The sequence below is a fragment of the Corallococcus sp. AB038B genome (assembly GCF_003668955.1).
In the GTDB taxonomy this organism is placed as follows: Bacteria; Myxococcota; Myxococcia; order Myxococcales; family Myxococcaceae; genus Corallococcus; species Corallococcus exiguus.
The window spans coordinates 107,762-134,453 of sequence record NZ_RAWO01000004.1 but is presented as its reverse complement, the minus strand read 5'-3'; the positions used below and the strand labels follow the sequence as shown (position 1 = coordinate 134,453).

Below are 26,692 nucleotides of genomic sequence, written 5' to 3'. Positions count from 1 at the left end.
GCTGGGGTGCGAATTGGGGATGATGCCGGCCTCTTCCGGGGGATGGTGTCGATGCGTTCCGTGCTGGTGATGTGGCTGTGGGCTTCGGTGGTTGGGGCGACGGAGCTGTCCAACGAGTTCTCGCTGGATTCGCCCCGGTACGGGCGGTTGCTGGCCAACGTCCGGGCGCCACGCGCCGCGACCGGCGGCGGCGTCACGTTGCTGGTCTGGGGCGACGAGCGGCGCGGGGAGAACAGCGCCTTCAATGGCACCGGCCCGGAAATCTATGCCGCGCGCATCGACGCGGAAGGCAACGTGCTGGACCCGGCCGGCATCCCCCTGTGCACCGCGGCCTATGGACAGGAAGCGCCCGCTGTGACGTGGGATGGCAAGCAGTTCCTCGTCGTGTGGCAGGACTACCGGGACAACCGCAACTACGCCATCTACGGCGCGCGGGTGAGCCCCGACGGCACCGTTACCACTCCGCCTGATGGCTTCCGCATCTCCGCCCCCATCCCAGCAATCGACGGTGAGTGGGAGGAAGCCCCGATGGTGGCCTCGTCCGGAGGGGTGAGCCTGGTGGTGTGGCAGCGCGGGACCCGCAACATCTACGACCACGACATCCTCGGGGCCCGCATCCGCGACGACGGCACCGTGCTGGATCCCACCCCGCGGGTGCTCGTCTCGGCGTCCGGCAATCAGGCGAACCCCACCGTCGCGGGCGGTCCGGATGGGTTCCTCGTGGCCTGGGGGGATGGCCGCCACCAGGTGGGCGAGACCAGCGAGTGGGACCTCTATGCCACGCGGGTGGCGCCCTCCGGCGATGTACTGGACGCCGAGGGCATCCCGGTGAGCGTCGTCGCCTCGAGCTTCCAGGGGAGTCCCCGGGCCCTCTTTGACGGGACGAACTACCAGGTGGTGTGGAGCGATGGCCGGGACCCCTCCAGCTACGGCGACTTCTATGGGGGACGGGTGAGCCTGGCGGGTGCGCCGCTGGACGGCACCGGGGTGCGCATCACTCCCGCCAGCTACGACTACAAGCAGGGCCCGGCCATCGCCTTCGACGGGACGCAGACCTGGGTCACCTGGCGCGCCGCGACTGGCTCCTACGACGAGCGCTTCTACGGGGTGCGCTTCGGCAAGGACGGCGTGGTGAAGGACACCGCGCGCGTACCCCTCTTCACCCACTCGGGGCAGAAGGCGCTGCATGACCTCTTCTTCGACGGCACGCGGCTGCGCGCGGTGTGGACCGAGTACGTCGGCTCGTTCGGCCTCAAGTCCGGACGCTTCGAGACGAACGGCACCGTGGTGGATGGAGAGGGCCGTTATCTGGCCTGGGGCACCAACTTCCAGGACGTGCCGAGCGTGGCCTCCTCGGGAGGTACCGGGCTCGTGGCGTGGAGGGATCAGCTGGGCGAGGAGGCCGCGAGCACCGCCAGCATCCGGCTCCAGCCGCTGAACGCTGACGGGCAGCCCACGGGCGACGTGCGGGTCCTCCCCTCCCCGACCTACGTGGTCAGTCCAGTGGTGAGCGCTGGCGACGGCATGTACCTGGTGGCCTGGGGCGAGGGGGGCTCCGGCTATGACGTCAAGGCCCAGCGGGTGCGGGCGGACGGAACGCTCATCGATGCGCAGCCCCTCACGCTCGCCACGTACACCCTTACCGGCCCCGCCTCCGTCGCCAGCGCCGGGAACACCTTCTTCGTTGTCTGGGAGGCGGCGGGCCGCCGCATCACCGGAGTGATGGTTCGCGAGGACGGCTCGGTGTCGAGCCCCATCCAGCTTCCCAGGCCTGCCTCCACCGCCCAGACGCAGCTCCAGCCCAAGGTGGCCTTCAATGGCACCCACTTCCTGGTCGTGTGGACGAACTACAACGGCGATTACGACATCCATGCCGCCCGGGTGAGCCCCACCGGGAAACTGGTGGATGCGACACCGCGGATCATCTCCGCCGCGGGGTCCACCCAGTACGAGCCGGACGTCGCCGCGCATGGCGACTTCCTGGTCACCTGGTCGGACTACCGCAACGGAGGGGGCTTGCCGCAGATCCGCGCCGCGCGCGTGGCGAACGACGGCACGCTGAAGGACCCGGAGGGAAAGGTCATCGTCGCGGATTATTCGATGAAGCGGTTCTCGCAGCCGATGTTCGACGGCTCCGGCTTCACCGTCCTCTGGCAGCAGGGGTCGGATGCCTTCATGGGTCCCAAGCTGGCGCGTGTGTCGCTGGACGGGAAGGTGTTGACGCCCGCGCCGCTGGACGTGTGGCCCTCCCAGGACAACGCGAACCCGGCGAGCATCTCCCTGCTCGCGCCCCACAAGGCGGTCATCGTCTATCAGCGCTTCGATTCAGGTCCCGGCCTGTACGTGAACCGCGTGCACGGGCGGGTGCTGAGCATCACGACGGAAGAGGACAAGCCGGACGCCGGCAGCGGCGACGCGGGCCTGGACAGCGGCGTGGATGCCGGCACCGACGGTGGTGGCGGCGACACGGATGGTGGCAGCGACGCGGGCACGGACGGGGGTGTGGATGCAGGCACCGACGGCGGCACGCGGCCGGACGCGGGCACGACGGTCGATGCGGGCACGGGCTCTCCAGAGGAGCCCGAGGACTCCGGCTGCGGGTGCTCGTCCACGGGCGCGCCTCTCTGGGGCTTCCTGCCCCTGGCCCTGTTGCTGCGCCGTCGCCGCGCGCGGACGGCGTAGGGAGGCCGCCGGAGCGGCGTGGTTGCGCGATGCGGCCCGGCAGGTGTCTGCTGCCGGGCCCATGTCACGCAACACGCAGTGGAAGGTGGCCGGCTTCGGTGTGTCGGCCCTGGTGCTCGTCGCCGCGCTGGTCCTCGCCAACGGAACGCCAGAGGTTCATGAAACGCTGTCTTCGGCGCGGAGCGACCGGGATGAGTACGTCCAGTTGGCCCTGGCGGCCCTCCGCGCGGCGGACCCCACGGGCGAGCTGAAGTACGACCCGGAGCAATTCCTCATCCAGCGCATCGCCCCGGACGGCGGTCTGGGGATGTCCCTCTTCCTCGCCAACTTCTACCGCGAGTACCAGGACACCCCGCCCGAGCGGCGCGGCGAGGTGCTCGCGCGGTTGGGGCGGGCAGGCGTGCTCCCGGAGGCCGCGGCCACCTACGAACAGGCGCGTCCCCTGCTGAGGCTCGTGGTGCGTGCCCGCGACACCTTCGAGGCATTCTCCCAGCAGGCCGGTGAGTCCGCGCCGGTGTCCTGGCGGCCGGTGGGCGAGGTGCTGGCGGAGGCGATCGTCCAGGACACTCCGGATGCCATGCGCTACGTGCCCACGGAGGAGCTGGCGCGCTGGGGCATCTCCTACGAGCAGGCCCGCGCCGATGCGATGGCCAACCTGCGGCGGATGGAGGCCGTGCCGCTCCGGCACCTGACCCTGGGCGTCTGCGCCATCTTCACGAACGACAGCTACGGTGCCTCACGGCTGCTGCTGGACGACGAGGTGCGTGGCTGCGAGGTGAAGGGAGATCCGGTGGTGGTCGTCCCCAACCGGGACACGGTGCTGATCACCGGCGCCGACGACGCCACGGGCCTGCTCACGTTGGCGGAGGCCGCACTGGAGGGTGTCCAGGCGCCGCGTCCCGTGGACGGGAGCGCGCTGCGCCTCACCGCCGACGGATGGAAGCCCTTCCTCCCCGAACCGAAGAGCCCGGCGCGGAGCATCCTGGAGAACCTGGCGTTCACCAGCAAGGTGCGCGGCTACCAGGACCAGACCGACAGGCTCCGGAAACAACAGGAGCAGGAGCACAGCGATGTCTTCGTCGCCAGCCTCGTGCCGGCCAAGGACGCCCAGGGTCGCTACTTCGGTCAGACCGTCTGGTCCAACGAAGGCGAGTCGCTGCTCCCGCGAGCGGACGTCATCATCTTCATCGACGCGGCGCTGGGCCCGGACGCGCCCCCGGTGGCATCGGTCCGCTGGGACCTCGTGGTGCGCGACGCCGGAACGCTGCTGATGCCGGAGTTGGGCGTGTACCCGGAGCGCTACCGCGTGACGGGCTTTCCTTCCAAGGAACAGCTCCAGCGCTGGAAGGCGGATCCCACGGCCATGGACGTGCCCTGACGCCGATGGCGCTATGCTCGCGCGGCCCCCAATCCGGAGGATGGCCCCTGGCGCTCGTTCCCCTCTACAAGCCGCAAGACCTGGTGAAGAAGGCCTCGAAGCAGGCCGTCTTCCCGTCCCTCACGGTGCCGGCGCCGCCGTCCCAGCAGCGGTCGCTCGTCGGATTGAAGCGCCTGATGCACGAGCGCAACCTGGACCCGCACGGACTGGAGGCCACGGTCTACGACACGCAGGGCTGTGTGCTCAGCGGGGCGCTGCACGAGGCCGTTGAGCTGTCGGAGAACACCAACCCCATCACCGAGCCGGGCACCGGCGTCATGTTCAACGGGGACCACAACCTGCTGGCCCTGGTGGTGGGCGGCCCCGTGGTCGCGCAGTCCTTCGACATCTACTACCTGCACTGGGGCTTCGACAGCACCCACTGCGTGCGGCTGGGCTCGCACGCGAACTACTTCGTCACCGCCGCCCTCCAGGGGTGCTCCATCTTCGTCACCGGAGACCCCGCCTCGCCGACGGTGTACCACCTGAACGCGAACTCGGCGGGAGCGAACGCGCCCAACGACGCGGCGAGGTATCAGGCGAAGGTCCAGGTCATGGAGGCCCGCTTCAACGCAGCCCGGAGGACCCTGGGCGGCAGCCAGCAGTCGTCGGCCTCCGCGTCGATGCATGACTACATGCCCGGCATGCTGAGCACGGCGGGCACCGCCCAGTTGGAATACGAGCGCGGCGTGAGCGGCGCCCCCTGGTACGACGTGGGCACGCATGGCTTCCGGTCGTTCTGGAAGGTGGACCAGGACGAGCTGATGCAGTTCGGCACCGTGTTCGGGGTGCGGGAGTCGGGGCGCTGGTCCTTCTACTTCCAGAAGCGCAGCCGCCATGAGTACCGCTACAAGACCTGGATGTCCGGCCGCGCCCGCCATGCCGAATGGAGCGCGGAGTGCCACCGGTTCTGGCCCGCCTGAGCGGCATCTGCTCAAGTGCCGTCCGCTCACTTCGCTGGGAGGGAACGGATGGACGGCACGTACAAGTCACTGCGCATCGAGAAGGCCGACGGCATCGCCGAGCTGGTGCTCACCGGCCCGGGCAAGGGCAACGCCATGGGCCCCGACTTCTGGCGGGAGATGCCCGAGGCGCTCCGAGCGCTGGACGCCGACGACGACGTGCGCGTGCTGCTGGTGCGCGGTGAGGGGCAGAACTTCACCTACGGCCTGGACCTGATGGGGATGATGGAGTCCCTGGGGCCGCTGCTCACCGGAGAGAGCAACCTGGCGCTGGAGCGCAGCCGGCTGCTCAAGCTGATTGGAGAGATGCAGCAGGCCACGGAAGGAATGGCCCGGTGCAGGAAGCCCGTCATCGCCGCGGTGCACGGCTGGTGCATTGGCGGGGGCATGGACCTCATCGCCGCGTGTGATTTCCGGTACTGCTCGCAGGAGGCGAAGTTCTCCCTGCGCGAGGTGAAGGTCGGCATCGTCGCGGACCTGGGCGCGCTGCAGCGGCTGCCGCGCATCATTGGCGAGGGGAACACGCGAGAGCTGGCCTACACAGGCGGTGACGTGGACGCGGCGCGCGCGCTGCGCATGGGCCTGGTCAACGAGGTCTTCCCCTCCCCCGAGGCCCTGCTCACGGAGGCGCGGGCGACGGCGAGGCGCATCGCGGACAACCCGCCGCTGGTGGTCCAGGGCGCCAAGCAGGTGATGGAGTACTGCGCGGACAAGTCCATCACGGACGGGCTGCGCTACGTGGCGGTGTGGAACTCGGCGTTCCTCCAGTCACTGGATTTGACGGAGGCCTTCTCCGCCTTCGCCGAGCGCCGTCCGCCCAAGTTCCAGGGGCGCTGAGGAAAATGGCATTCCAGGGCCACGAGCGCGAGACACTGCGCACGTGGCTTGCGAAGGAGCAGGTCCAGGCGCCGAAGCCCGCGAAGTTCAACGTGCGGACCTACCAGCGCTCACCACGCCCGCGCACGTGGTGAGCGCGGGCGTGAAGAAGCTCGCGTCCCTTCCGCGCGGGCGGGTGTCGCTGCTCGGCAGGCATGTGAGTGACGCGAAGCTCCCGGCGGAGTTGAAGAAGCTGAAGCTGCCGACGAAGCTGCCCAAGACCCAGGGAAAGCTGAAGGACGCGAAGCGCGGCATCACCGTCAGTGTCGGCCGCGGCGGTGTGATCCGCGAAGTGCATCTCGGCAAGAACGACGACGGTCCGCTAGCGTTCAAGCTGCCCTCGGGCGTGAACGACTTCACGGCGACGAAGCTCCTGGGCAAGCCGACGGGCGAACTCAAGAAGAAGGACGGCGGCAGTGTCTGGGAGAAGATCCTGGATGCCAACCGCGGCATCTTCTTCTCACGCAGTCGGGGGCATTTCGACTGGTGGCCGGAGCGCCGGTTCTTCATCAAGGCGAAGTGAGCCGGCGCCCCTTCTCGCGGAAGGGCACACCGTTCATTAGGCTGCGCGCGCGATCCAGCCTGTTGGTTTCCTCCAACATCTGGGATCCGGGGGTCTCTTCATGCGTCTGCCTTCCCTTCACCTCCTGGGCTTGATGGCCGGGAGCACCTTGCTTTCCGTGGCCTTCCCAGGCCCCGCCAGTGCTTCCACGCCGCAGAGCAATTGCTACAACCTCGACCTGGAGGCCGACTATGTTCCGCCCTTCGTGGCTGAGTCCTTCCAATTCCTGCATCAAATGGATCTCACGCCGCAGCAGACACTGAGCGCCACGCCGCCGCTGGCGCTCACGTCCGCGGAACACATCGTGCTCCCGGTGGCCCAGCGGCTGACCGCCACGTATGTGCATGACACCTCCGGCGCGCGCCCATCCCTTGGATACCTCTACGTGGATGAACTCATGACACGGGGCTACCTCGGAGTGGACGGCAAGCTGCTGGATCTCAATGGCAATGGCATCACGGACCTGCACGAGGATCTCTACAATCTGGCCCCCGCCACGGGCTCACAGGCCCGGCCCTACATCGGCACGACCCGGCGCTGTAACCGGACTTTCAGCTCGGGAGGCTTCACCTACAACCAGCCCGAGCTGGCGCTCAACGAGTCCTGTACCAGCGCATTCACATCAGGCGTCCTCTTGGAGGACGCGACTCCTGGCAACCATGCCAACGTTCGAATCGACGTCGTGGGGAGCAACGCACTCGCGGTCCCGCGCACTGGCTATTCGGACAAGGGGCTCTTCGCGCGGCTGCCCAACCTGCTGGAGCCCGCCCACGCCTCGAACAACTTCCTGGGCCTGGGTCACCCCGTCTTCTTCCCGGCGTCTGGCCAGACGGTGGACCTGGGAACCATCGAAGCAGGGCGGGAGCTGGTCTTCTTCCTGGTCGTCGAGAACGACTCCGTCCACAGCCCCTACGAGAGCCGGGTGTATCCGTGTCTGCGCAAGGCGGCCAACGGACAGTGCACCCTGCACCTGAAGACCTCCACCTCGGTGTTCTTCTCCAGGTCGAAGTGGAACCTGGACCAGGACCCCGTGGGCCAGACGCCTGTCGCGACCCGCAACATCGGGTGCGCGTACTCGGAATACTGCAGCCCTGAGATGCCCCATCCACTCGATGGCGCTTGCTCCATCGCGGCCACGGGCCAGAACCTGTGCGGGTGGCTGGACGCGGAGGCCCTGACCCAGCTCGGGACAGCGCCCTATGGGAACACCTCGCTCCCCATGGAAGCCGCCTCGGTTGCTGTCTCTGGCAACGGCAACATGCCACACGCCATCCTGGGCGCTCCCAGCGGCACACCCCAGAACTGGCTCCTGGCCTTCGAGGACCTCAACGGAGGCGGTGACCGGGACTTCAACGACGCCGTCTTCCAGTTCCGGGGCGACACGACCAACGAGGCGCGGTCGCACGTGCTGTATCCCAGCGTCTTGATGCCAGATCTGTCGTGCACCATTTCCCAGATGCGCTTCCGCAAGGATGACGTGCTGGGCTCCGGCTGTGAGGCCAGTGCCGCCATCACCTACGCGGTGGCCACGGACTGCCGCATCTGCGACTCGTACTCCTGCATCATTAACCACACGCCCTCCTGGCGGCCGGTGACGTTCCCGACGGGAGCGCAGGAGGTCCTCCTCGATGTCTCCAGCACCCCGGGCAACCAGCCCTGCTGGAAGGCCACCGTCATCGGGGCGAGCCCCACCTGCCTGCCCACGATCTCCAACGTGGACGTGGGTTACATCTTCGCTCCCCTGTCCCCCTGATTCCGTCCTGAATGGCGGAGCGGCACCAGAAACGCCGCCCGCCCCGGAGCCAGGGGCGCTGAGGCGCGCGAGGCCTGCCGGGATTCCCCCTGTGTCAGGGAACTTGTCGCCTCGGCTGAGCGGCCGGGATGGCCACACCATGAGGTGGCGCTCGGGGCGGCCCGATCCCCTGGGTTCTGGTCGTGGCTCTGCCTCGCCCTGGAGGATGAAGCTCTTGCCCGCTGGGGGGACTTGATGAGGGTACATCGCGCTGTCGCGCTACTCCTGCTGGTTTGGCTGACAGGCTGTGCCTCAGGGCGCGTGGTGCGCTTGGAAACGGGCCAGGGGCCGCCAGTCGTCTTCAAGCCTCGCAGCGGCGAAGCCGGGCCGGTGGAGGTGGAGCGGCGCGAGTTCAAAGCGGCCGTGGCGAAGCTGGCGCGGGACGTGAGGCTCCCGGCCAATCCCCAGCAGGCCTCGCGGCGCTTGATGGGCGTGGACGCCCGAGGCGGCACGTACCTCTTCGATCCGCGCACCCGGCAGATGACGCCACTGGAGGGGGCTGCACTGGCTTCCGACATGCCGCCAGCGGACGTGGAGCTGACGCGGGCATATCTGCGTTGGTGCGAACGCACCGGGCGCAAGGGGGACTGTCTGCACTTGCTGGCGGAGAGTCCCATCGTCACCGGAGACGGGCGCTATGCGCTGGCCATGGCCATGGCTCAAGGTGTTGTCCTGGACGAGATGCTGGATGCCTTCAAAGGCATGGCCGACCCGCACGCGGCGCTCTCGGCGGCGCTGTGGACCATGACCCTCTATCTGGTCCTCTGGTCTGTGCCCGAACCCGTGAGCAAGGGCCTGGCTGCGGTGATGACGGCGACAGCCATTGTCTACCTCGGGGTGGACACCTTCTGGACGCTGATAGTGGGCTTCAAACGGCTGGTGGAAGAGGCGGACCGGGCCACCACGTTCGACGAGCTACGCGACGCGGGTGAGCGCTACGGCAAGGTGATGGGCCGGAACGCGGCGCGAGCCTTCGCGCTGCTGGCGACGGTGGCCATCGGGAACACGGCTGCGGGCTTCGCCTCGAAGGTGCCGACGCTGCCCGGTTCCGCCCAGGCGGCGGCGATGGCCGGGGGCCGCGCGGGTATCCGCCTTGCCGCCGTGGGCGAAGTCGGAGCGGTGGCGGTGACGGGCGAGGCCGTCACGGTGGCACTCGCCCCCAATGCGGTGGCCATGACGGCACGGGCCATGGGGGGCACGGCTGCCGCCCCGGTGGACGCGGAGGGCCACGACCACCACATCGCCACGAACAAGTGGTGGAAGGCCACGAACAATGAAGGCCCGTGGTCACCCAAGTTCCAGAGGATCTTCGATAAGGCGGGCATGTCGCTGGACGACCCAGCGAACATCGTCCGCGTCAAAGGTCACAAGGGGCCCCACCCACAGGCATACCATCAACGCGTTCTCCGCCGCCTGTATGACGCAACAGAAGGGTGTCGCACAATGCAGCAATGCCGCGAAGCGCTGACAGCCGAACTCGGCCGGTTGGGGGAGCAAATTGCCACTCCGGGCACCCAGCTGAATAAGCTGGTCACCGGCACCTAAGATCACGACAAGGGCTCACATGGTAAGGCGCTACTTCGACCTGAGCGACGACATGACCATTCCAGGCCGGTGGGTGCTCGGCACTCCCACCGACGCTCAAGGCCGGGAGGTGGACGACCCCTGGATGTTCTATCGGGGCCAGCAACTTCCAGACCTGGGACGATTGAAGCTTCCCGTGGATGTACCCGGTAGGGCGCTCGACTTCTCACTAGCGGCGTTCGCGGCCCCGGTGGTCCACGCCCGAGTGGCCTCCGCGCTCATGGAGCTCGCCCCCGAGGAAGTGCAGACCCTGCCCGTGGAGATAGAGGGCCACCATGAGCCGTTCTTCATTCTCGTGTCGACCCAACTCATTCAGTGCATTGACGAGAAGGCCACCGAGGAATTTCAGAAGTGGACGCCGGAGGACGGACGCCCCGAGAAGGTTGGAAAGTACCGAGACGTTTGGGGAATGCGGATTGACGCTTCGCAGGTAGGTGACGCGAAGGTGTTCCGCACCTGGGGCTGGCCCATCGCGTTGATCGTCCGAGAGGAAATCCGCGACGCACTTGAGCGAATGGGCGCCACGGGAACGAAGTTTGAAGCGGTTTAGTGGCAGAGGGAGCTCACCGCTCGCAGCTCAATGCGACCGCGTGCGGGTTGTCGAGGTAGTCCTGCCAGAACTCCTGGCCATACCGGGCAATGCCCTCGGGGGAGCACTCCGGGCGCATCCAAGTGAGCTGATGGAAGCCCGCCTCGCGCAGCGCGCTCTCGTACGTGTCCCGGCTCCAGTGGGAGAAGTGGATGGTGAAGGGCGTCTTCGTGTGCAACCGCGCGGAGATGGCCTCTCCTTCCCGGGGTGACTCCGGGAAGTCCAACATCGTGATGCCGTAGCGCGTGCTGTTCGGCCCCTTCGCGCTGAACCCGGGGTTGAAGGTGTACGTGACGAAGCGGCCCCCGGGCTTCAGGTGGGCGTGGATGTTCCGGCACATGCGCAGCAGGTGTTCGGGCGAGTTCGCGTAGTGCAGGAGATAGACGGCCGTCACGCAATCAAAGACACCCAGCGGCGCCATGTCCGCCACGTCCGACACGTGGTACTCGATTCCCAGGGGTTGGGCTACTTCGTGCTGCCGGGCTGCGCGAATCATCTCCTCCGAGATGTCCACGCCGGCCACCCACTGAGCTCCCCGCGCCTGGAACTGCCGCGTGTACAGCCCGTCACCACAGGCCAGGTCCAGGACGGACTGCCCCTTCACGGAGCCGAGCGCTTGGAAGAACGTGTGGCCTTCGATGTACTCCGAACGCACCGGGAGGACATCCCAGTCCGCCACCTTCACGCCAATGTCATCGTATTGCGCCGACATTCCGCACGACCTTTCCTGGCATCCGCCTTCACACGGAAAGAGCCTACTCCGGGGATCCCGGCGTTAGACTCGCGCCATGGAAAACATGACTGGCGAGAGTCCGTCCCCCACGCAGCAGCTCCACCTGGCGATCACCAGCTACTGGCGCACCCAGGTCATTGGCACCGTGGCCCGCCTGGGAATCGCGGACCTGCTCGAGGGAGGGGCCCGCGACAGTGATTCGCTGGCGACCCAGCTGGGCGTCCACCCCGACGCCTTGTTCCGGCTGATGCGCGCCGGCCTCGCCACGGGCATCTTCGTGGCCTTCGCCGAGCGGACCTTCGCCCTGACGCCGATGGGCGAGGGGCTGTGCTCGAACGTGCCGGGCTCACTGCGGGAGCTGGCCATCATCCAGGCCAGCCCGTCCCATTGGCTGCCCTGGGGGCGCCTCCCCGAGGCGATTCGCACCGGGAGCTCTCCCATCCAGGCCGCGCTGGGCTCCGACATCTGGGCGCACTTCGCCAAGAACCCCGACGAGGCGGAGCACTTCGCCCGGTCCATGGGGGACTGGTCCGAGATGGTCGCCAGCCAGGTGGCCCGGCACGTCGACTTCTCCCCCTTCGCCCGCGTGGCGGACATTGGAGGCAGCCACGGAGACCTCCTGGCGCAGGTGCTGCGCGCCCATCCCTCCTGCCGGGGCATCCTCTTCGAACTGCCCCAGGTCGCCGAAAGCGCGAAACCCGTCCTGGAGTCCCGGGGCATCGCCAACCGGGTGGACGTGGTGACCGGGAACTTCTTCGAGCCCGGTATGCCGGCAGCCGATGCCTACCTGCTCAAGCACATCCTCCACGATTGGGAGGATGACGCCTGCACCACCCTCCTGCGCCGGCTCCATGAGGCGGCCCCCGCAGCGGCCCGGCTCTTCGTGGTGGAGATGGTGATTCCGGACAACCGGACGCCCGACATCACCCACCTGATGGACCTCAACATGCTGGTGGTCGCCAACGGACGCGAGCGCACCTACAACGAGTTCCAGGCACTGCTCAGCGCGACCGGCTGGAAGGTCCAGCGCCTCATCCCCACCCAGAGCGGGACCAGCATCCTCGATGTGGTGAAGGCCTGAGTGATGCCGCGGCCCACGGGTGGATTATTCCAACCCTGTCAATCATTGACCGCCCATGGGCCCCTCCAGACTCCTGACTGTCTTTACCTCCAGTGAAGTCTGCCTTAGGCTCCACATGGGGTAACCCACCCCGGACGGAACCTTCACGTTCCAGACCTCAAACACTTGCATGGAGTCGCGGATGACCAGAACGGCAATCGCATTGCTCTGCTGCGCCTGGGTGTTGGGCTGCGGCGGCGCTTCGAGAGACACGGAGGGTACGCGGGAGATCCTTGAGAACCTCTCGAAGGCTGGGTTTCCGGTCAGCGACACCCGGGTCGTCGATGGAGTCGTCTACGTGGGTGGCGACGCGGCGGTGAGCCTGGATGCGTCGCGAGAGATGCTCGAGACAGGCAACACCCGCCAGGAGCAGTATCGAACCAACAATGTCGTATCCACCCAGATCCAGATCATCAAGATCAGGCCATCGTCGTCCATTCCCGTGAAGATTCGCCAAGGGCTCGTGGAGGCGATCGCGAACTACAATGACCTGTCTTTCGGCATCGACTTCGCGCTCGAATCCAATCCATGCGAGCTTGACCCCAACTGCCCGCCCCACCCTCCCTACGCTTTCATCGACCTGGTGATCAATCCCGTGTCGCCCGGAGGCCCGACTGCAAGCACCGATTTCCCCTCGGGGGGCAAGCCGGGGGCCCGGATCGCCATTGACGCGGGAGTCGCGCAGCTCTCCAGCAACATGATCAAGCACATCATTACGCACGAGATTGGCCACGCCATCGGGCTTCGCCACTCGGACTACTACAACCGGAGCATCAGTTGCGGGACTGGCGGCAACGAGGGCACCGGAGGCACCGTGGGAGCCATCCACATCACCGGGACGCCGACGACCGCCGTGCCACTCGGCTCCCTCATGAACTCCTGCGCGCCCTCCAGCGCGACGGGCGAATTCACGGCGAGCGACATCACGGCGTTGAACGCCCTCTATCCCGCCCCGTGACAACGGTCCGACCCGGGCCGCTCCCCGGGTCGTTCAGCGAATGAGGATGGGCGGCGCCACCGCCGCCGCCCTCCGTCAGACAGACACGGATTACAGCCGGACCTGGAGCTCGTAGCGGCGGTTCTGCGCCTTCTTCGCCTCGGTGTTGTCCGGCTTCACCAGCATGCGCTCGGAGCCAAGGCCTACCGCGGTGATTTCGCCGCGGGGGATGCCTCGCGCGACGAGCTCCTTGACGATGGCCTCCGCGCGCTGCTCGCTGAGCGTCTTGTTCTTCGCGGCGTCACCCGTCGAGTCGGTGTGGCCGGAGACCTCGAACTTGTAGCTTTTGACGCCGGCGGCGACGAGCTGCTTCTTCGCGTCCACGAGGGCGTTGGTGAGCTTCTTGAGCTTCGCGTCGCAGCCGGGGGCCAGCTCGGCGGTGCCCGTCTTGAAGCTGCACTGATTCTTGCGGCCCTCGTCCGTGAGCTTCGTGTTGACGCGCTTCTCCACGGTGGACTTGCCGGCGTCGCCCGCGGCCTTCTTGAGCGAATCCAGCGCGCCTTGCGCGGTGGCTACGCCCGGGACAGCCAGCAGCGATACGGCGATGCAGAGCGCCTTGAGCTTCATCCTTGGGACTCCTTGGGCTCCAGGGGGAAGGGAGCCGGAGCCAGACGCTGCCGAGGGCAGCGCGCCGCGTCCAGTGACACGGCGTGGGCCGTGGGGGCGCCCGCTGCCTACTCGCCCCTCTTTTTCTTTCCCCGCGCGACTTCTGTAGCCAGGGCGTCCAGCTTCGGCGTCCAGAACGCACGGAAGCGGTCCAACCAGGCGTCCACCTCCGCCAGCGGCGCGGCGTCCACGGCGTACAGACGCCGGGCGCCATCCACCCGCACCGTCGCGAAGCCGTTGTCCCGCAGGACCTTCAGGTGCTGCGAGACAGCGGACTGCGTGATGCCGAACTCACGCTGGATCACTTCCACGACCTCGCCCGAAGCGTGCTCGCCTTCCGCGAGCAGCTCCAGGATGCGGCGGCGGACCGGATCGCCGAGGACGTCGAAGGCGTGCATCAGCCCCCTGTATAGAACGCGGCCGTGCGCTCGGCCATCCCGCGTGCCACGTCCGGCGCCTCTCCGCCCGCCACGTGGGCGTCGGCCCAGGCCTGGGCGCTCGCGCGCATGAAGGTCTTCGCCTCGTCGGAAGTCCCCCAGGACGCGGCGGCCTCCGCGGCCACGTCCTTGCCCGTCTCCAGGTACATGCCCAGGCCCAGGAAGCTCAAATCCCAGCCCACGCCCGTGGCGCCAGGACCGAACTGGCTCCAGAACTGCTCCACGTCCGCCGAGTGCACGATGTGCTCGAGCGTCAACCGCGTGCCCTTCCCTTCCGGCGCCAGGCGGATGGTCACCCAGCTCATGCCGCCGTTCATCTCCCAGGTCAGATCGAACGCCGAGGGCTTGTCGCACCGGGTGATGGTCCCGCCCGCGTTCCCCTTGATCTGATAGCGGCCGCCCTTCTGCAGCTGCCCCTCGACGGGCGCGAACCAACGCGGGATGCGCTCGGCGTTGGTGACCGCGTCCCACAGGTCCTCGATGTTCGTGGGGTACACGCGCTGCGCGACGACCACGTGGGCAGGCTTGCCTTCGTAGTCACGTTCAACGCAGGTGCGGAACTGGGCGCCAATCAGGGTGTGAAGCATGTGCGGACCTCCTCCGTTCACGAAAGTCACTACAGTCCGCGCTCATATTAGTCAATTCTAATATGACTCCAGGCCGTCAGTCCTTCTCCAGCAGGACGAACTCGAGGACGTAGGCGCGCAGGCGCTGGCGCGCGTCATCGCTCATCGTCAACGTCGCTTGCGGATGGACGCGCGAGGCGAGCTCGAAGAGCACGAGCATGTCGACCATCCCGGCCTCGACGATGCGCTCCAGGCGCTCCAGGCCCTTGTCAGGAATCGTCGTGTCCGCGTCCGCGTCCTTCTGTTGCTTCGCAACCTCGTAGCCCGTGAGCGCGGCGCTCAGGCACTCGAGTTCCTCGGTGGACGTGAATTGGGTGTCACTGTCGCTGCCCGTCATCTCCTTGCGATGCGAGGGTTCCCCCAGCCACAGCGCCTTGCACGCCGCGAACGCGAGCCACGCGGTGCCGTAGTGACCGTCGTACCTCGCCGCCACGCCGCTCTCCGTGCGCTCGGCCATGCCGCGCGGCACCACCACGTCTGGAGTGATGACGAGCCCGAACCGGGGATTCGTCGCGAGCAGCTTGCGCAGCGTGGGCAGGCGCGGATTGAGCACCAGCGCGGAGGCGAAGGCCTCGCGGGCCTCGGCACGCCGCCCCAGCCGCGCCAACGCGTGTCCCTGGAAGAAGTGCCCGCGGTAGTCGTCGGGGTTGAGCTCGGCTGCCTTGCGGTAGTAGCCGAGCGCCTCCTCTGGTTTGTCGGCGAAGAGCGCCGCGTCGCCTCGGAAGATCCAGGCGTTCGCGCACTTCGGACAGGCCTCGGTGGCGCGCGTGTACAACTTCGCGGCCTCGTCGAAGCGGTTGGCCTCGAAGTGCGGCTCGGCCTCCGCGAGCAGGCGCTCTGACTCGGGGGTCTCGTGTGGCGGCGCGAGGGTGGCCGAGCCCCCTTCCCTCACGACTCGCGCATAGGGCAGCGGCGCGATCCGCTGGGACCAGAGCGTGTCAGCCCATCCGTCCGGCGGGGAGTCCTTCTCGCCCAGCTCGTACTTCACGGGCGAAGCCTCCATGCGTTGGAGGATCTGCTGCAGCGAAAGCAGGCCCTTCTTCTCCGCGGGTGCCACCTGCACGGGCGCGGAGCCGCGAGGGGTGGCTGGTGTCGAGGCACAGCCGAAGGTGAGCGGCAGCAGCAGGAAGAGGAAGGTGCGATGCATGGTCCGCCTTTCTGGGCGTGATCATCGTACGCCTGCTCCTTCGCTCCGCGTCACCCGCCCCACATGCCTTCATCATGGTTCGCGCATGAGCGTCCGTCCCTCGTGTCGGCCGGCTCCACACAGCCGGGAGCGAACGACAGATTTCTGAGGCGCCACCGCCCCCCCGACTTCGAGCAGGAGCTCGTGACCAGGAATTGCGATGGCGCACGTATATGCAGCGCATCTCGAACCCTTGGGGGGCATCATGAAGATTTCGAGCAGACTGTGTCTTTCATTGTCATGGGCATTGGGCCTGCTGTTCTCCGGCTGTGGTCCCACCGCGGAGGCCCCAGCCCCGCGCGCCCCCGAGCCTGGCTTCGCCACCGAGCTGGCGTTTCCCGGCCAGCAGGGAAAGGTCGTCCGCGGCATCGTCGCCCTGCCTGGCGGCGAGAAGGAGCTCTCCTACGAACGCTTCGGCGACACCGCCGTCCTGGAGGGCGACATGCTGGTCCGCGCCCAGGACCATGGGACCCGCAGCGCGAAGGGCGCCATCCAGCTGTGGACCCAGTATCGCTGGCCGGACTCGTTCATTCCGTTTGTCATCGACCCGGACGTCCCCAACCCGCAGCGGGTGCTCGACGCCATCGCGCACTGGCAGGCGCGCACGCCCATGCGCTTTGGCGCCCGCACCGCGCAGACCGACTACGTCCGCTTCACGCGGGGCAGCGGCTGTGCGGCCCATCTCGGGCGCATTGGCGGCGAGCAGCTGGTCGTGCTCGCGGATGGCTGCTCCACGGGCAACACCATCCATGAGATTGGCCACGCCGCGGGGTTGTTCCACCAGCAGAGCCGGTACGACCGGGACTCGGCGCTGACGGTCCACTGGGCCAACATCCAGTCCGGTCACGAGTTCAACTTCCAGACGTACGTGGAGACCGGCGAGCACGGCTTCGACGTGGGACCCTACGACACGGGCTCCATCATGCAGTACGACCCCTATGCCTTCTCCGCCAACGGGCTGCCGACCCTGACGCTGACGAATGGGGCCCTGTTCAGCACCCAGCGCAACGCCCTTTCCGCCACCGACATCGCGGACGTCAACGCGATGTACGCCGAGCGCGTCCGCCTGCGTCCCGCGGCGGCGGGCACCCGCTGTCTGGACGTGCAGAACGGCATCGTGGCCAACGGCAACCCCGTGTGGAGCTACGCGTGCGGCCCGTCCACGGCACAGGTCTGGTACATGATGCCGAACGGCGAGGTCCGCACCGGCCTGGACACGAACTACTGCCTGAGCGTGAACACCGGCGAACCCCTCCAGGGCGCCTCCGTGGTGATTGCCCCGTGCGACGGCAGCACCCGGCAGCGGTGGACGCGTCCCCCGGTCGGGGAAGAGCTGCGCACCGCGCTGGACCCGACCCAGTGCCTGGACCTGCACAACGCCAGCACCGCCAGCGGGGCCCGGGTGAAGATCTGGACCTGCTCGGGCAACAACGCGCAGAAGTGGCAACGCTTCGTCCGGCTGCGCAGCGCCGTGCACTGGAACCGCTGCCTGGACGTGTGGAACGACACCGCGGCCAATGGCACGGGCACCATGTCCTTCGACTGCAACGACGAAGTCGGCCAGCAGTGGTACTTCGCATCCAACGGCGAGGTGCGCAGCGGCGTCAACCCGTCCTTCTGCCTGGACGTGAGGAACGGCGACACCGCCGAGGGCACCCGGGTGCAGATCTATACCTGCAATGACAGTTTCGCCCAGCACTGGCAGTTCTTCCCTGAGCTCGGAATGATGGTCAGCAACATCGCCGTCGACCGGTGCCTGGACGTCTCCAACGCGAGCTCGGAGCCGGGGGCCGCCACGCAGATCTGGGATTGCAACTTCAGCCTGGCTCAGCGCTGGCTGAAACTGTAGCGGCCAGGTATCAGCCCCTCGTGTCGTCCACCAACTGCACGGGGGCCCCGGGCTCGGCGGGGTCTCCGTCCACGTCGTGAAGGTCCAGGGGGCCGGTGGAGAGCACCCAGACATCCAGGGTCGCGTCGTCGTCGGTGTTCCCCACGCACGCCAGGGTGATGGCGCAGGCGGGGCATGTGCCGGAGACGCCGAGCCGGGCCTTCAATGACGGAGGCAGCGCCTCCACGTCGAGGGGGCGCAAGGAGGTGAACCGGAAGGTGTCCACGCCGATGGACACCGCTCCGTCAGGGACCTCGCTTCGCTCCTGGTCGCGAACCTCCATCGGTCCCCGGCCCGCGAAGTACGCGTAGCGGTTGTCCCGCTCGGGCGCGAAGCCCACCTTCGCGAAGACTGGCTCGTAGGTCCGCGTGTCTTGATAGTGGCGCCGCTGGAGCGCGTACCAGGCCTTCAGGTTCGACTTGCACTCCGCTGCCTTGGCGCGCTGGCCGAACCGGACGAAGTTGCGGACCGTGTTGATGGCGACCATGCCCAGGCACGAGCAGGCCAGCAGGCCGAGGACGGTGAAGAACCACTTCCGGCGGGAGCTCATGGCGCGCGCACTTCGCCCCCCAGCGCCATCGCCGAGCCGACGAAGGCCGTGACGCTCCGGTAGCCCGCGGGCGTCGGCTGAAGCGCGGCGGTGCTTCCGGTTCCCAGCTGGGTGATGCCGCGAGGCAGGAAGCACCCCAGGTTCCACGTCCGGCCCCGGAAGATGAAGTCCTCGCTGGAGCACAGCACCGCGGAGAAGAGGTTGCTGGAGAGCGGCCCCACCGCGGTCCCGACCACCGTGGAGAGGCGCTGGAGCGTCGCGATGGGCTGGCCTACCGCGAAGCTCTCCGGCGCGGAGAAGTCTCCGCGGGGCTCCGGGTTGAAATACAGGGTGAAGCGGCCCACCGGATCCAGCGACACCGTGAGGTCGCCGTTGGTCAGGTGCTGGGGCGTGAAGGGCTCGGCGCGGAAGGTGAAGAAGGCCGTGGCCTCCCCCGGTGGCCCGTTGAAGAGCGGCCCCTCCACGCCCCCCAGGTGCGCGAAGTAGCCCACGTCCTGCACCGTGCCATCGAGCGCCTCGTAGAAGCGCCCGATGGCGTACCAGACAACACCCGCGATGGGAGGAAGCGCATTGTTCCCTGTCGCCTGATGCACGGCCTCACTCCTCGCCCGCGAAGGTGGAGACCACCCGCTCGATGACGTCGCGGCCGGCCTCGTCCGTCGCATCGGCGGTGGCCCATATCAGCCAGTCACCGTTGACCGTCACGGCACCGTGCTTCCCTTCGGGCACCTGTTTCCTCAGCCGCGCATCCGCCGTGGTCGCGTCGCCGTAGCTATCGAACAGGTAGACCGACGCTCGGGCCGAGCACGACGTCCAGGTCTGGCCGAAACCCGCGAGGGCTCCGAGTTCCTGGGCAGTGGGGACCGGCTCGGCCGGCAGGACCGCGTCGCTGCCGGTGCCATGGCGCAACAGCGCCTCACCACGCTTGAGGGACGGGGCATCCGGATTCATGGGGCTCCTTGGCGGCAGGCGCTCCTCGCCGGGTTCCTCCGCACGCGGTGACGGACCGCTTGCACACGCGCAGAGCAGCAGTGGGACGAGCAGCGAGAGGCGAGATCGCATGACCCCCTGCGATAGCACCTCCCCGCACCGCACCGCCAGCCGCCCTCCCCGTCACTCATTCAGCCAGCGCGCGGAGGACACCTTGTCGTTGAAGCCCCAGGCCTTGCTGTTCAGGTTGGCTTCGTGGAGCGTGCCGTCGCCCACGAGGTCCCTGTAGCTGCCCTTGTAATTCGAGTCGTCGTAGAGCCGCACCCGGTAGCCCGGCGGAATGCACCAGCGGACCGACGAGGTCTTGTCGTTGAACCTGTCGACGTCGTCGAAGCGCGCCCAGTTCTTCAGGCCCTGGTCCTCGAAGTCGAAGATGACGCCTCGGTCGCTGAAGTTGGAGTCGTCGTAGAAGTCGACGTAGGCGTGCCAGATGTCCGTGCGGCAGCGGGTGTCCGCCCAGATGCCGCGGAACTCCACCATCTTCACCGTCGAACCGGGACCGTCATCCGCGTGCTCGGTGCCGTAGAGGATGAGGCCGCGGTCGGGCCCCACGAAGAGACCCGCGGCGGCGTCCAGGTTGCACTGCCGTGAGCCATCGTTGCTGCAATACAGGTGCTTGGAGGCGACGTGCTCCAGGCGCATGTGGCCGTCCAGGTGCACCCGGTACAGGTGCGCGTAGTCGTCGCTCACCGCGCCCCAGCGCAGGCCCCCCAGCCGTGTGCCCACCAGGTAGAGCTGTGAGTCATTGCAGTCCGTCACGAAGTTGAGGTTCTGGAAGGCGCCCCACTGCCCGTCCGCCAGCTCCGACTTCCGCCACGTGTCGACGCGCACCCACTGGTTGGTCGCGGAGTGGAGGTCGGCCTCCGAGGAGCGGAAGACCTCCAGCGTGTTCGCGTCCACCTGCCCGAGCAGGAGCAGGAAATGCCCGTCCGACAGCTTCGTGAACGAGGCCGTGCCCGCGGTCGCCGTTTCACCGTGAACAAAGGCAAACGGGCTCGGCGTCAGGGATGGGTTGTAATCATAGAGCGCGATGCGCCCCAGACCGGGCCCCTGCTCCATGGGCAGCGCCAGGATGCTGCCCACCGCCTGCATGCCGCCGCCGTGGCGGTAGCCGTCCAGCACTGGCAGCGCCGCCACCGCGGCGTCCGCGCCCGGCGGAGAGGTATCCTCGGGTTTCTTGATGGAGGGGCTCAGCCGGTTGGAGCGGAAGCGAGCACCCTCTCCGTTGCGGGTGGCCATGTGCACCAGGTGCCCCACGTTGCCCCCGGGGGCGTCATCCCGCTTGGACAAGATGAGGAGGCGACCCGAGCGGGTCGACAGGCGCTGGATGCCTTGCCAGTGATTGCTGCCCGGGTAGGCCACGTTGAGGTTGAACGGCCCGGGTTGGAAGCCGAGCACCTCGCCGTGATCCCTCAACTCCTGGAAGCGCAGCGGCACATCAGGGCTGCACAGGTTGCAGTCCGGGCTTCCCCAGATGCAGGAGGTGTCGCCTCCGAGTCCGAGGGCCCGTGGAGCCGCGGTGGCAGCGGGGGTTTCACGAGGAACCGCGGCGGGCTCGCGGGCCTCTGGCTCACAACCCGCGAACGCCAGCAATCCCGCCAGCGACAGGGCCGCGGCGGGCCCGTAACGACGATGGATGCGTTGCATGGTTCTTTGGCCTGCCCCCGTGGCTACGGATCCTGCGGCACCTGCGGGCAGTTCGGCCCCGTGCAGATGGGGCCGCAGTCCAAGCACCAGCCCATCTCGTGGGCCTCGCAGAGGTAATCCCCGCACGTCAGGCTGCCGCAGTCCGACAGGCAGCTGGCCACCGTCTCGATTCCGTTGCACAGACCATCACCGCAATACGTAGCGGGTCCGCCGCCACGCATCCACGGAGAAATGGTCGTATTGCACGGTGGCGAGGAGGACGACGTAGAAGCCCAGGTAGGTCATCTGGATGCTCGCCGCGTTCCAGTTCTGCGCGGAGCAGGCGCCTCCAATGAGCAACATCATCAGCAGCGTCCCCGCCACGAGCACCCGCCGCACCTCCACGCCCACGAGAAGCAGGAGTCCCACCACCGCCTCCGCCACCGGGATGGCCAGACTCACCGCGTACACCCACGAGGGCGGCAGCGGGCTCTTGTCGAAGGAGTCGCGCATGCCCGCCGCGAACGCCGTGAGCTGCGGCAGACGGAAGAGGCCGTGGAGCGCGATGTTCATCCCCAGGCCCACCCGGGCCAGGGCGTGCGCGAGGCGTGCGTTGTCGACAGGCTGCGAGGGCATCGGGAAACCTCCAGAGGCTTCCCGTGTCCCTCTGAACGCCCGCGAGGACAAGGCTCGCGGGCGTCAAATCATTCTTCGATGGACTCGAAGGATGCGCGTCAGTCCCAGCGGCTGGTGAGCTTCAGCTTCCACTCGCGCAGCTTGCCGTTGCCCACGCCCGACGGGTTGACGATGTGCAGCTTCCACAGGCCGTTGATGGTGCCGTCGCGGGGGATGCCGCGCGTCACCGGGATGCGCTTGGGCGGCGTTCCCTCGTTGGGGCCGTCCCACAGGAGCGCCGTCTCACCGCCCGGATCCTCCAGCGTGAGCACCAGCTTGGACGGGTTGTTGTGCGCCAGGTCCAGCTCCACCGTGATGTCCTCCGGCACCGTCGCCAGGCCCACCACCGCCTGCGTCGCCGTCAGCGGCGTCGTGTTGCCCTGCAGCGTCAGGTCCGCGTACGCCGTGAACTCGCCCGACATCCACGCCGGACGGCACCAGCCCTCCGTCGCGCCGGAGTCCAGGCCGTGGCACGCCAGCCCCTCCTGACACGGCACGAAGCGCGAGCACGACTCGTGGTCGCCCGGGATGGCCAGCGTCGTCACACAGCGGCCGTAGAGGCTGGAGGCGTCATACGGCTTGCCCTCGCAGTGGAGGTTCGTCCCGCACGTCCCCGCGCCCGTGCACGCGTCGCCTTCCTCGCCCAGCTGCGTGGCCGCCTTGAGGTTCTGGAGCGCCACCGTGTTCACGGCCGGCAGCCGGCCCAGCGTCAGGATGTCGTAGAAGGGCCGCGCCGCCACCATCGCGTTCGCCGCCGCCGAGGGCACGTTGTACGTGGACTGCAATGCCGTCAGCGACTGGGTGTTCACCACCGCCAGCGCCCGGCGCGCCTCCGACACGTTGAACGACACGCCCTGGTACGTGCCCACCCAGCCGTCCACCGGCAGCTCCACCCGGCCCGTGCCCCGGGCGTACGCCTCCAGCGCCGCCAGCGCCGCGGGCCCCACCTGGGGCAGCGCGTCCACCTGCTCGATGGAGACGAAGCGCTTGTCATCCGCCGTGTGCGAGATGCCGTCCGGCCCGAAGCGGTAGTTGATGATGCTCTGCGCCGCCAGCGCGTTGAGCGGCACCTGCGTGTCCAGCACGTTGAAGGTCAGGGCGTACTCGTTGAGGAACATCACCACCCCGATGCCCGCGGGCGTGCCCGTGGCCAGCTCCTGCGTCTGGACCGCCAGCGCTTCGGCCGGCGTGTCCGACACCGCGGCAGCGCCGCAGCTCAGGAGGAGGGGAACCGAGGAAAACGACAGAAAACGACGGAGTCTGGAGTTCATGGCGTCCATGTACTCCAAGAAAGGCCGCGTGTCGGTGACCGTTCAGGTTCTCTCTTGATACAGGGCGATGACGCCGTGGACCTGGTCGGTGACCTGCTGGAGGCGGTCCGCCGCCGCGTGGGTGGCCTCCACGCGGGCCACCGAGGCCTGCATCAGCGCCGTCAGGTCCGACACGGCGGTGAAGATTTGTGACACGCCCGCCGACTGCTGGCTCACCGACGCCGAAATCTGGCGGACGGCGTCCACGTTGCCCTTCACCAGCCCGGACAGCATGCCCAGCCGTTCGCCAGAGGCGCGGATGGTCTCGATGCCCCGGCCCATGCGCTCGCCGCCCTGGCGGGTGAGGTCCACCACCCCCTGGATTCGGGAGCGCGTGTCATCCAGCACCGCGCGCACCTGCTGCGTGGCCGTCACGGACTGGGTGGCCAGGCCCCGGATCTCCCGCGCCACCACCGCGAAGCCCCGGCCCACCTCTCCGGCCCTCGCCGCCTCGATGGCCGCGTTGATGGCGAGCACGTTGGACTGGTCCGCCAGGTCCTGCACGGTCCGGGTGATGCCAGCGATCCGCTCCGTGTACGCCGCGAGCCCCTGGATGCGCGCGGAGAGGTCCTCCGTTTGCGCGCGCAGGTCCGCCAGGCCCTCCACGCTCCGGCCGATGGCCTCCTCCACCGCCGCGCCCACGTCACCGGCCTGCTGCGTGGCATTCAGCACCCGGGCTGCCTGCTCCGAGGCGACCTGCGAAGTTTGACGGATCTCCTCCGCCGTCACCCGCGTCTCCTCCAACGCGCGGGCTTGACGGGCGAGTTCCTGGCGCTGCTCGCCAGTGGACTCCGTCAGCGTCCGCACGGAGTCGCGCAGCGCGTCCGCGGAGCCCATCAGCGGCCGGACGACCTGCTCCTCCACCGCGGTCCGGGACAGCTCCAGCTGCGCCTCGCGCCGCGCGGACTCCCGGAGGTCGCGCCGGCCCTGCACGCAGGAGGCGATGAGGAAGATGTCCTCGAACGCCACCCACGCGGTGTGCTCCATCCACCGCCAGGATTCGCGGGCGTGCATGCCGAAGATGGACTCCGGCCAGAGCAGGCCGCGCAGGAGGTGGTCCGCCGCCACCACGCCGCTGAAGGTGAGCAGCACCTTCCAGTCCCGGTAGATGGAGAGCAGCGCCAGCGAGCCGAAGATGTGGAAGTGCGTCTCGATGCGGCCGCCCATCAGGTGGATGAGCAGCCCGGACATCAGCGCCTGCCCCACCGCGATGACGTGCCGTGTGGACTCGCGGCCGGGCCGCGTGAGCGCGAGCACCACCGGAAGGCCGCCCAGGAGCAGGCCCAGCCCCACCGCGGCCACCACGTGGGAGTGGACCGTGCTCTGCAACCCCTCCCAGGCCCGGGGCGACAGGTACACCGCCGCCGCGATGCCGCCCAGCCACTGCAACGCCATCAGGACCACGAAGGTCCGGTCCGTCCGCCGGCCCAATGACAGACACTGCGCATCGAACAGCTGGCGCGCACGCTCGGACACGACCGATTCGGACAGCTGGATTCTCATCACGTGTCGTCACCCGCGGGCGTGAGCGGTGTTTCGAGGGCACAGCCAAAGACAGGCGCGGTGGTGGGGATGGAGACCTCCGAGTCCAGGAGGTCCCGGATGGCACTTCCCCCGGCGCTGTCACCTTCGTGGCCCCGCGAGGGGGTGATGCCGCCGGCGAAGCGCTCCACGCCGTCCGGCGAGAAGAGGACCAGCTGTCCCGAGGTGCGCGCGCCCAGCTCGCGCGCCACCTGCCCGTCCACGTCCGCCACCACCTCCACCCCTGGCAGGGCCCCGGCGCGCGTCCACAGCTCCGAGCGCTCGAAGCCCGGCGGGGCTTCATGCGGCGCCCAGACGAACACGTGTGTGGAGAGCCGCGCGCCGTGCCGGTCCAGGAGCTTCGCCAGCTCCGACAGCGTCGCGCGGGAACACGGGCACCGCGGATGGAGGAAGACGAGCAACGTCCACATGCCCGGCGCCCGGGTGAAGCGCTCCGGCAACCGGACAGGGGGCGTGGCCGCGAGCCCCGCGACATTCGCCGTCGCCCCCATGAGCCCCAGCCCCAACACGCTCGCCACGAGCCAGCCGCCCACCAACCACGGCAGCGCCCGGCGCCGGAGCGCACTGTGTTTCAGGCCCTCGTCATGGGACGCCCGGGCCGGGGCATCCGCGGGGCCCTGCGAGACAACCGGGGCGGACATGCATGGTCATGCTGAAGAATTCCCGTGCCAATGGCAACGCGTATTCAAGCAACCAAGTCCATACACTCCCCAGCCCGGGAAAAACGACAAGCCCGGTCGTCAGCCTCTTCCGGGAGAGAAGCCCGCCTTCCTTGCGGGCAAGCCCGGACTTCTACCCATGAATTCTTGTTATCACCGTTCCCAGAGCCGGATTTCGGTCCCTGCACGGCGCACGAGCAGCGGGCTCGCGGCGCCGTCCACCGGCTCGATGCGGCCCGGAAGCGTCGCGGACTGGACGCACCTCCAACCGCGCGCGACGAGCGCGGCGTGCACCTGGGCGCCGAAGCCTCCGCCATAGGACGTGAGCAGGTGGGACGCGCGCAGCCGGTTCAACAGGTCGTGGCCAGCGTCCTCGGACAGGTAGTAGAGCACCTCCGCGAGCAGCACCAGGTCCGCCTCCAGCGCCACGTCCTCCACGCTGGCCTCCACGATGCGCACGCGCGCGTGGCTGCCCAGCCGCTCGCGCAGGCGCGTGACGAAGCGGGGCTCGGACTCCACGGCGCGGACGTTCGCCTCCGGGAAGAGCGTCAGCAGGTGCTCGGTCATCAGCCCCTCGCAGGCGCCCACGTCCACCACGCGGCGGGGCGCGCCCGCGTCGCGCAGCGTCCCGAGCACCTTCGCGGTGAGGGCGAAGCGTTCCCCCTCGTAGGTGGATTGGGCGAAGCCCCAGGGGTCCGCGAGCTCGGAGAAGATCTCCGGCTTCGTGAGGGACAGGGCGCGCACCACGTCTCCGGCCCGCACCTCCGCGAAGGCCTCGATGCCGGGCCCGTCTCGCACGGGGTCCGTGCAGGCGCCCGCGCGGGCTCCGTCCGGACGCTCCCGGTAGAGCGCGTTGAGCAGGCCCAGCTTCCGTTGGAAGGCCGCGTCGTCCAGCACCGTGCAGGCGGTGGGCCGGGCGCCCGTGGCGGGGACCCACAGTCGTTCGAAGACGCGGCTGACGAGCAGCGCCACTTCGCGGTGCAGAGGGGCGTCCTCCTGCGGGCTGTGCGTGAAGACGCGGACGTCGCCTCGGGAGCGCTGCTCGCGGCACCACGGCCCCACCTCCGACGGGGACAGCAGGAGGTGCGTGCTCCTCGCGCCCAGGGCCCGGCCCACGGCCTCCAGCTCCCGGCCCGCGCTCCCGTCCTCCGTCACCACCGCGACGTCCGCCCCCGGCGCCACCGTGCTGAACAACCGGACCACGTCCTCCGGGTGTGCCACGACGATGAGCGCCGGGGCCTGCTCGTTCTCAGCCATGCTTCGCACTCCACATTGAAAGGGAT

The 26,692-nt window shown here is 68.3% G+C and carries 26 protein-coding genes; 12 read left to right on the top strand and 14 right to left on the bottom strand.

Annotation, left to right across the window (positions count from 1 at the left end):
- Positions 1-51: 51 nt before the first annotated feature.
- The 9 genes from D7Y04_RS19840 to D7Y04_RS19805 all read left to right on the top strand — a co-directional run bounded on the left by D7Y04_RS19840 (position 52) and on the right by D7Y04_RS19805 (position 10,425).
- Positions 52-2,682 (top strand): MYXO-CTERM sorting domain-containing protein, encoded by a 2,631-nt coding sequence (locus D7Y04_RS19840; RefSeq protein ID WP_147477146.1) that lies wholly within the window; start codon positions 52-54, stop codon positions 2,680-2,682.
- Positions 2,683-2,743: 61 nt separating this feature from the next.
- Positions 2,744-4,060, top strand: coding sequence for a hypothetical protein (locus tag D7Y04_RS19835; RefSeq protein ID WP_121760331.1), 1,317 nt, complete (start codon positions 2,744-2,746; stop codon positions 4,058-4,060).
- A 5-nt stretch (positions 4,061-4,065) separates the two neighbouring features.
- Positions 4,066-5,022 carry a hypothetical protein gene (locus D7Y04_RS19830; RefSeq protein ID WP_121760330.1) on the top strand — a complete coding sequence of 319 codons (957 nt, stop codon included), beginning with the start codon at positions 4,066-4,068 and terminating at the stop codon, positions 5,020-5,022.
- Positions 5,023-5,070: 48 nt separating this feature from the next.
- Positions 5,071-5,898, top strand: a complete 828-nt coding sequence (locus D7Y04_RS19825) for a crotonase/enoyl-CoA hydratase family protein (protein WP_121760329.1) — start codon at positions 5,071-5,073, stop codon at positions 5,896-5,898.
- Between the two features lie 5 nt (positions 5,899-5,903).
- The gene (locus D7Y04_RS46390; protein ID WP_255428491.1) at positions 5,904-6,032 is read left to right on the top strand and encodes a hypothetical protein; all 129 of its coding nucleotides are present in this window, start codon (positions 5,904-5,906) and stop codon (positions 6,030-6,032) included.
- 8 nt (positions 6,033-6,040) lie between these two features.
- Complete coding sequence (locus D7Y04_RS19820) at positions 6,041-6,460, top strand: hypothetical protein (protein WP_233601507.1); 420 nt, start codon at positions 6,041-6,043, stop codon at positions 6,458-6,460.
- A gap of 100 nt (positions 6,461-6,560) precedes the next feature.
- Entirely contained in the window at positions 6,561-8,252 is a 1,692-nt protein-coding gene (locus D7Y04_RS19815; protein WP_121760328.1) for a DUF4114 domain-containing protein, read from the top strand.
- A gap of 303 nt (positions 8,253-8,555) precedes the next feature.
- Entirely contained in the window at positions 8,556-9,836 is a 1,281-nt protein-coding gene (locus D7Y04_RS19810) for an AHH domain-containing protein (protein ID WP_366928143.1), read from the top strand.
- Positions 9,837-9,855: 19 nt separating this feature from the next.
- Positions 9,856-10,425 carry an imm11 family protein gene (locus D7Y04_RS19805; protein WP_121760326.1) on the top strand — a complete coding sequence of 190 codons (570 nt, stop codon included), beginning with the start codon at positions 9,856-9,858 and terminating at the stop codon, positions 10,423-10,425.
- A gap of 13 nt (positions 10,426-10,438) precedes the next feature.
- Here the strand turns inward: D7Y04_RS19805 and D7Y04_RS19800 are convergent, their stop codons facing one another.
- On the bottom strand, positions 10,439-11,176 hold the full coding sequence (locus D7Y04_RS19800; protein WP_121760325.1) for a class I SAM-dependent methyltransferase: 738 nt from the start codon (positions 11,174-11,176) through the stop codon (positions 10,439-10,441).
- 76 nt (positions 11,177-11,252) lie between these two features.
- On the opposite strand from D7Y04_RS19800, the gene D7Y04_RS19795 reads away from it, so the two are divergent.
- Complete coding sequence (locus D7Y04_RS19795; protein WP_121760324.1) at positions 11,253-12,278, top strand: methyltransferase; 1,026 nt, start codon at positions 11,253-11,255, stop codon at positions 12,276-12,278.
- A 181-nt stretch (positions 12,279-12,459) separates the two neighbouring features.
- Positions 12,460-13,275, top strand: coding sequence for a M57 family metalloprotease (locus tag D7Y04_RS19790; RefSeq protein ID WP_121760323.1), 816 nt, complete (start codon positions 12,460-12,462; stop codon positions 13,273-13,275).
- Between the two features lie 90 nt (positions 13,276-13,365).
- Here the strand turns inward: D7Y04_RS19790 and D7Y04_RS19785 are convergent, their stop codons facing one another.
- The 4 genes from D7Y04_RS19785 to D7Y04_RS19770 all read right to left on the bottom strand — a co-directional run bounded on the left by D7Y04_RS19785 (position 13,366) and on the right by D7Y04_RS19770 (position 16,130).
- Positions 13,366-13,881 carry an OmpA family protein gene (locus D7Y04_RS19785; protein ID WP_120594447.1) on the bottom strand — a complete coding sequence of 172 codons (516 nt, stop codon included), beginning with the start codon at positions 13,879-13,881 and terminating at the stop codon, positions 13,366-13,368.
- Between the two features lie 107 nt (positions 13,882-13,988).
- On the bottom strand, positions 13,989-14,318 hold the full coding sequence (locus D7Y04_RS19780; RefSeq protein WP_120565854.1) for a helix-turn-helix transcriptional regulator: 330 nt from the start codon (positions 14,316-14,318) through the stop codon (positions 13,989-13,991).
- Positions 14,318-14,944, bottom strand: a complete 627-nt coding sequence (locus D7Y04_RS19775) for an SRPBCC family protein (RefSeq protein WP_121760322.1) — start codon at positions 14,942-14,944, stop codon at positions 14,318-14,320. Before D7Y04_RS19775 ends, D7Y04_RS19780 begins: the two co-directional genes overlap by 1 nt.
- A gap of 76 nt (positions 14,945-15,020) precedes the next feature.
- Complete coding sequence (locus tag D7Y04_RS19770; RefSeq protein WP_121760321.1) at positions 15,021-16,130, bottom strand: tetratricopeptide repeat protein; 1,110 nt, start codon at positions 16,128-16,130, stop codon at positions 15,021-15,023.
- Positions 16,131-16,374: 244 nt separating this feature from the next.
- Between D7Y04_RS19770 and D7Y04_RS19765 the strand changes: the two genes are divergently transcribed.
- Positions 16,375-18,018: a ricin-type beta-trefoil lectin domain protein gene (locus D7Y04_RS19765; RefSeq protein WP_158627558.1), complete on the top strand. Its 1,644-nt coding sequence runs from the start codon at positions 16,375-16,377 to the stop codon at positions 18,016-18,018.
- Between the two features lie 10 nt (positions 18,019-18,028).
- On the opposite strand, the gene D7Y04_RS19760 is transcribed toward D7Y04_RS19765, so the two are convergent.
- The 9 genes from D7Y04_RS19760 to D7Y04_RS19715 all read right to left on the bottom strand — a co-directional run bounded on the left by D7Y04_RS19760 (position 18,029) and on the right by D7Y04_RS19715 (position 26,666).
- Positions 18,029-18,607, bottom strand: a complete 579-nt coding sequence (locus D7Y04_RS19760; protein ID WP_121760319.1) for a fimbrial protein — start codon at positions 18,605-18,607, stop codon at positions 18,029-18,031.
- Positions 18,604-19,200: a hypothetical protein gene (locus tag D7Y04_RS19755; protein ID WP_121760318.1), complete on the bottom strand. Its 597-nt coding sequence runs from the start codon at positions 19,198-19,200 to the stop codon at positions 18,604-18,606. Before D7Y04_RS19755 ends, D7Y04_RS19760 begins: the two co-directional genes overlap by 4 nt.
- A 4-nt stretch (positions 19,201-19,204) precedes the next feature.
- Positions 19,205-19,558, bottom strand: coding sequence for a hypothetical protein (locus D7Y04_RS19750; RefSeq protein ID WP_121760317.1), 354 nt, complete (start codon positions 19,556-19,558; stop codon positions 19,205-19,207).
- Between the two features lie 162 nt (positions 19,559-19,720).
- Complete coding sequence (locus D7Y04_RS19745) at positions 19,721-21,244, bottom strand: hypothetical protein (RefSeq protein WP_147477144.1); 1,524 nt, start codon at positions 21,242-21,244, stop codon at positions 19,721-19,723.
- A gap of 186 nt (positions 21,245-21,430) precedes the next feature.
- Entirely contained in the window at positions 21,431-21,859 is a 429-nt protein-coding gene (locus D7Y04_RS19735) for a MauE/DoxX family redox-associated membrane protein (RefSeq protein ID WP_120594439.1), read from the bottom strand.
- Between the two features lie 98 nt (positions 21,860-21,957).
- Positions 21,958-23,169 carry a proprotein convertase P-domain-containing protein gene (locus tag D7Y04_RS19730; RefSeq protein ID WP_121760532.1) on the bottom strand — a complete coding sequence of 404 codons (1,212 nt, stop codon included), beginning with the start codon at positions 23,167-23,169 and terminating at the stop codon, positions 21,958-21,960.
- Between the two features lie 42 nt (positions 23,170-23,211).
- Positions 23,212-24,711 carry a methyl-accepting chemotaxis protein gene (locus D7Y04_RS19725; protein WP_121760315.1) on the bottom strand — a complete coding sequence of 500 codons (1,500 nt, stop codon included), beginning with the start codon at positions 24,709-24,711 and terminating at the stop codon, positions 23,212-23,214.
- Positions 24,711-25,391: a RedB protein gene (locus tag D7Y04_RS19720; RefSeq protein ID WP_147477143.1), complete on the bottom strand. Its 681-nt coding sequence runs from the start codon at positions 25,389-25,391 to the stop codon at positions 24,711-24,713. Before D7Y04_RS19720 ends, D7Y04_RS19725 begins: the two co-directional genes overlap by 1 nt.
- Before the next feature lie 171 nt (positions 25,392-25,562).
- Entirely contained in the window at positions 25,563-26,666 is a 1,104-nt protein-coding gene (locus D7Y04_RS19715) for a class I SAM-dependent methyltransferase (RefSeq protein ID WP_120594436.1), read from the bottom strand.
- Positions 26,667-26,692 lie beyond the last annotated feature (26 nt).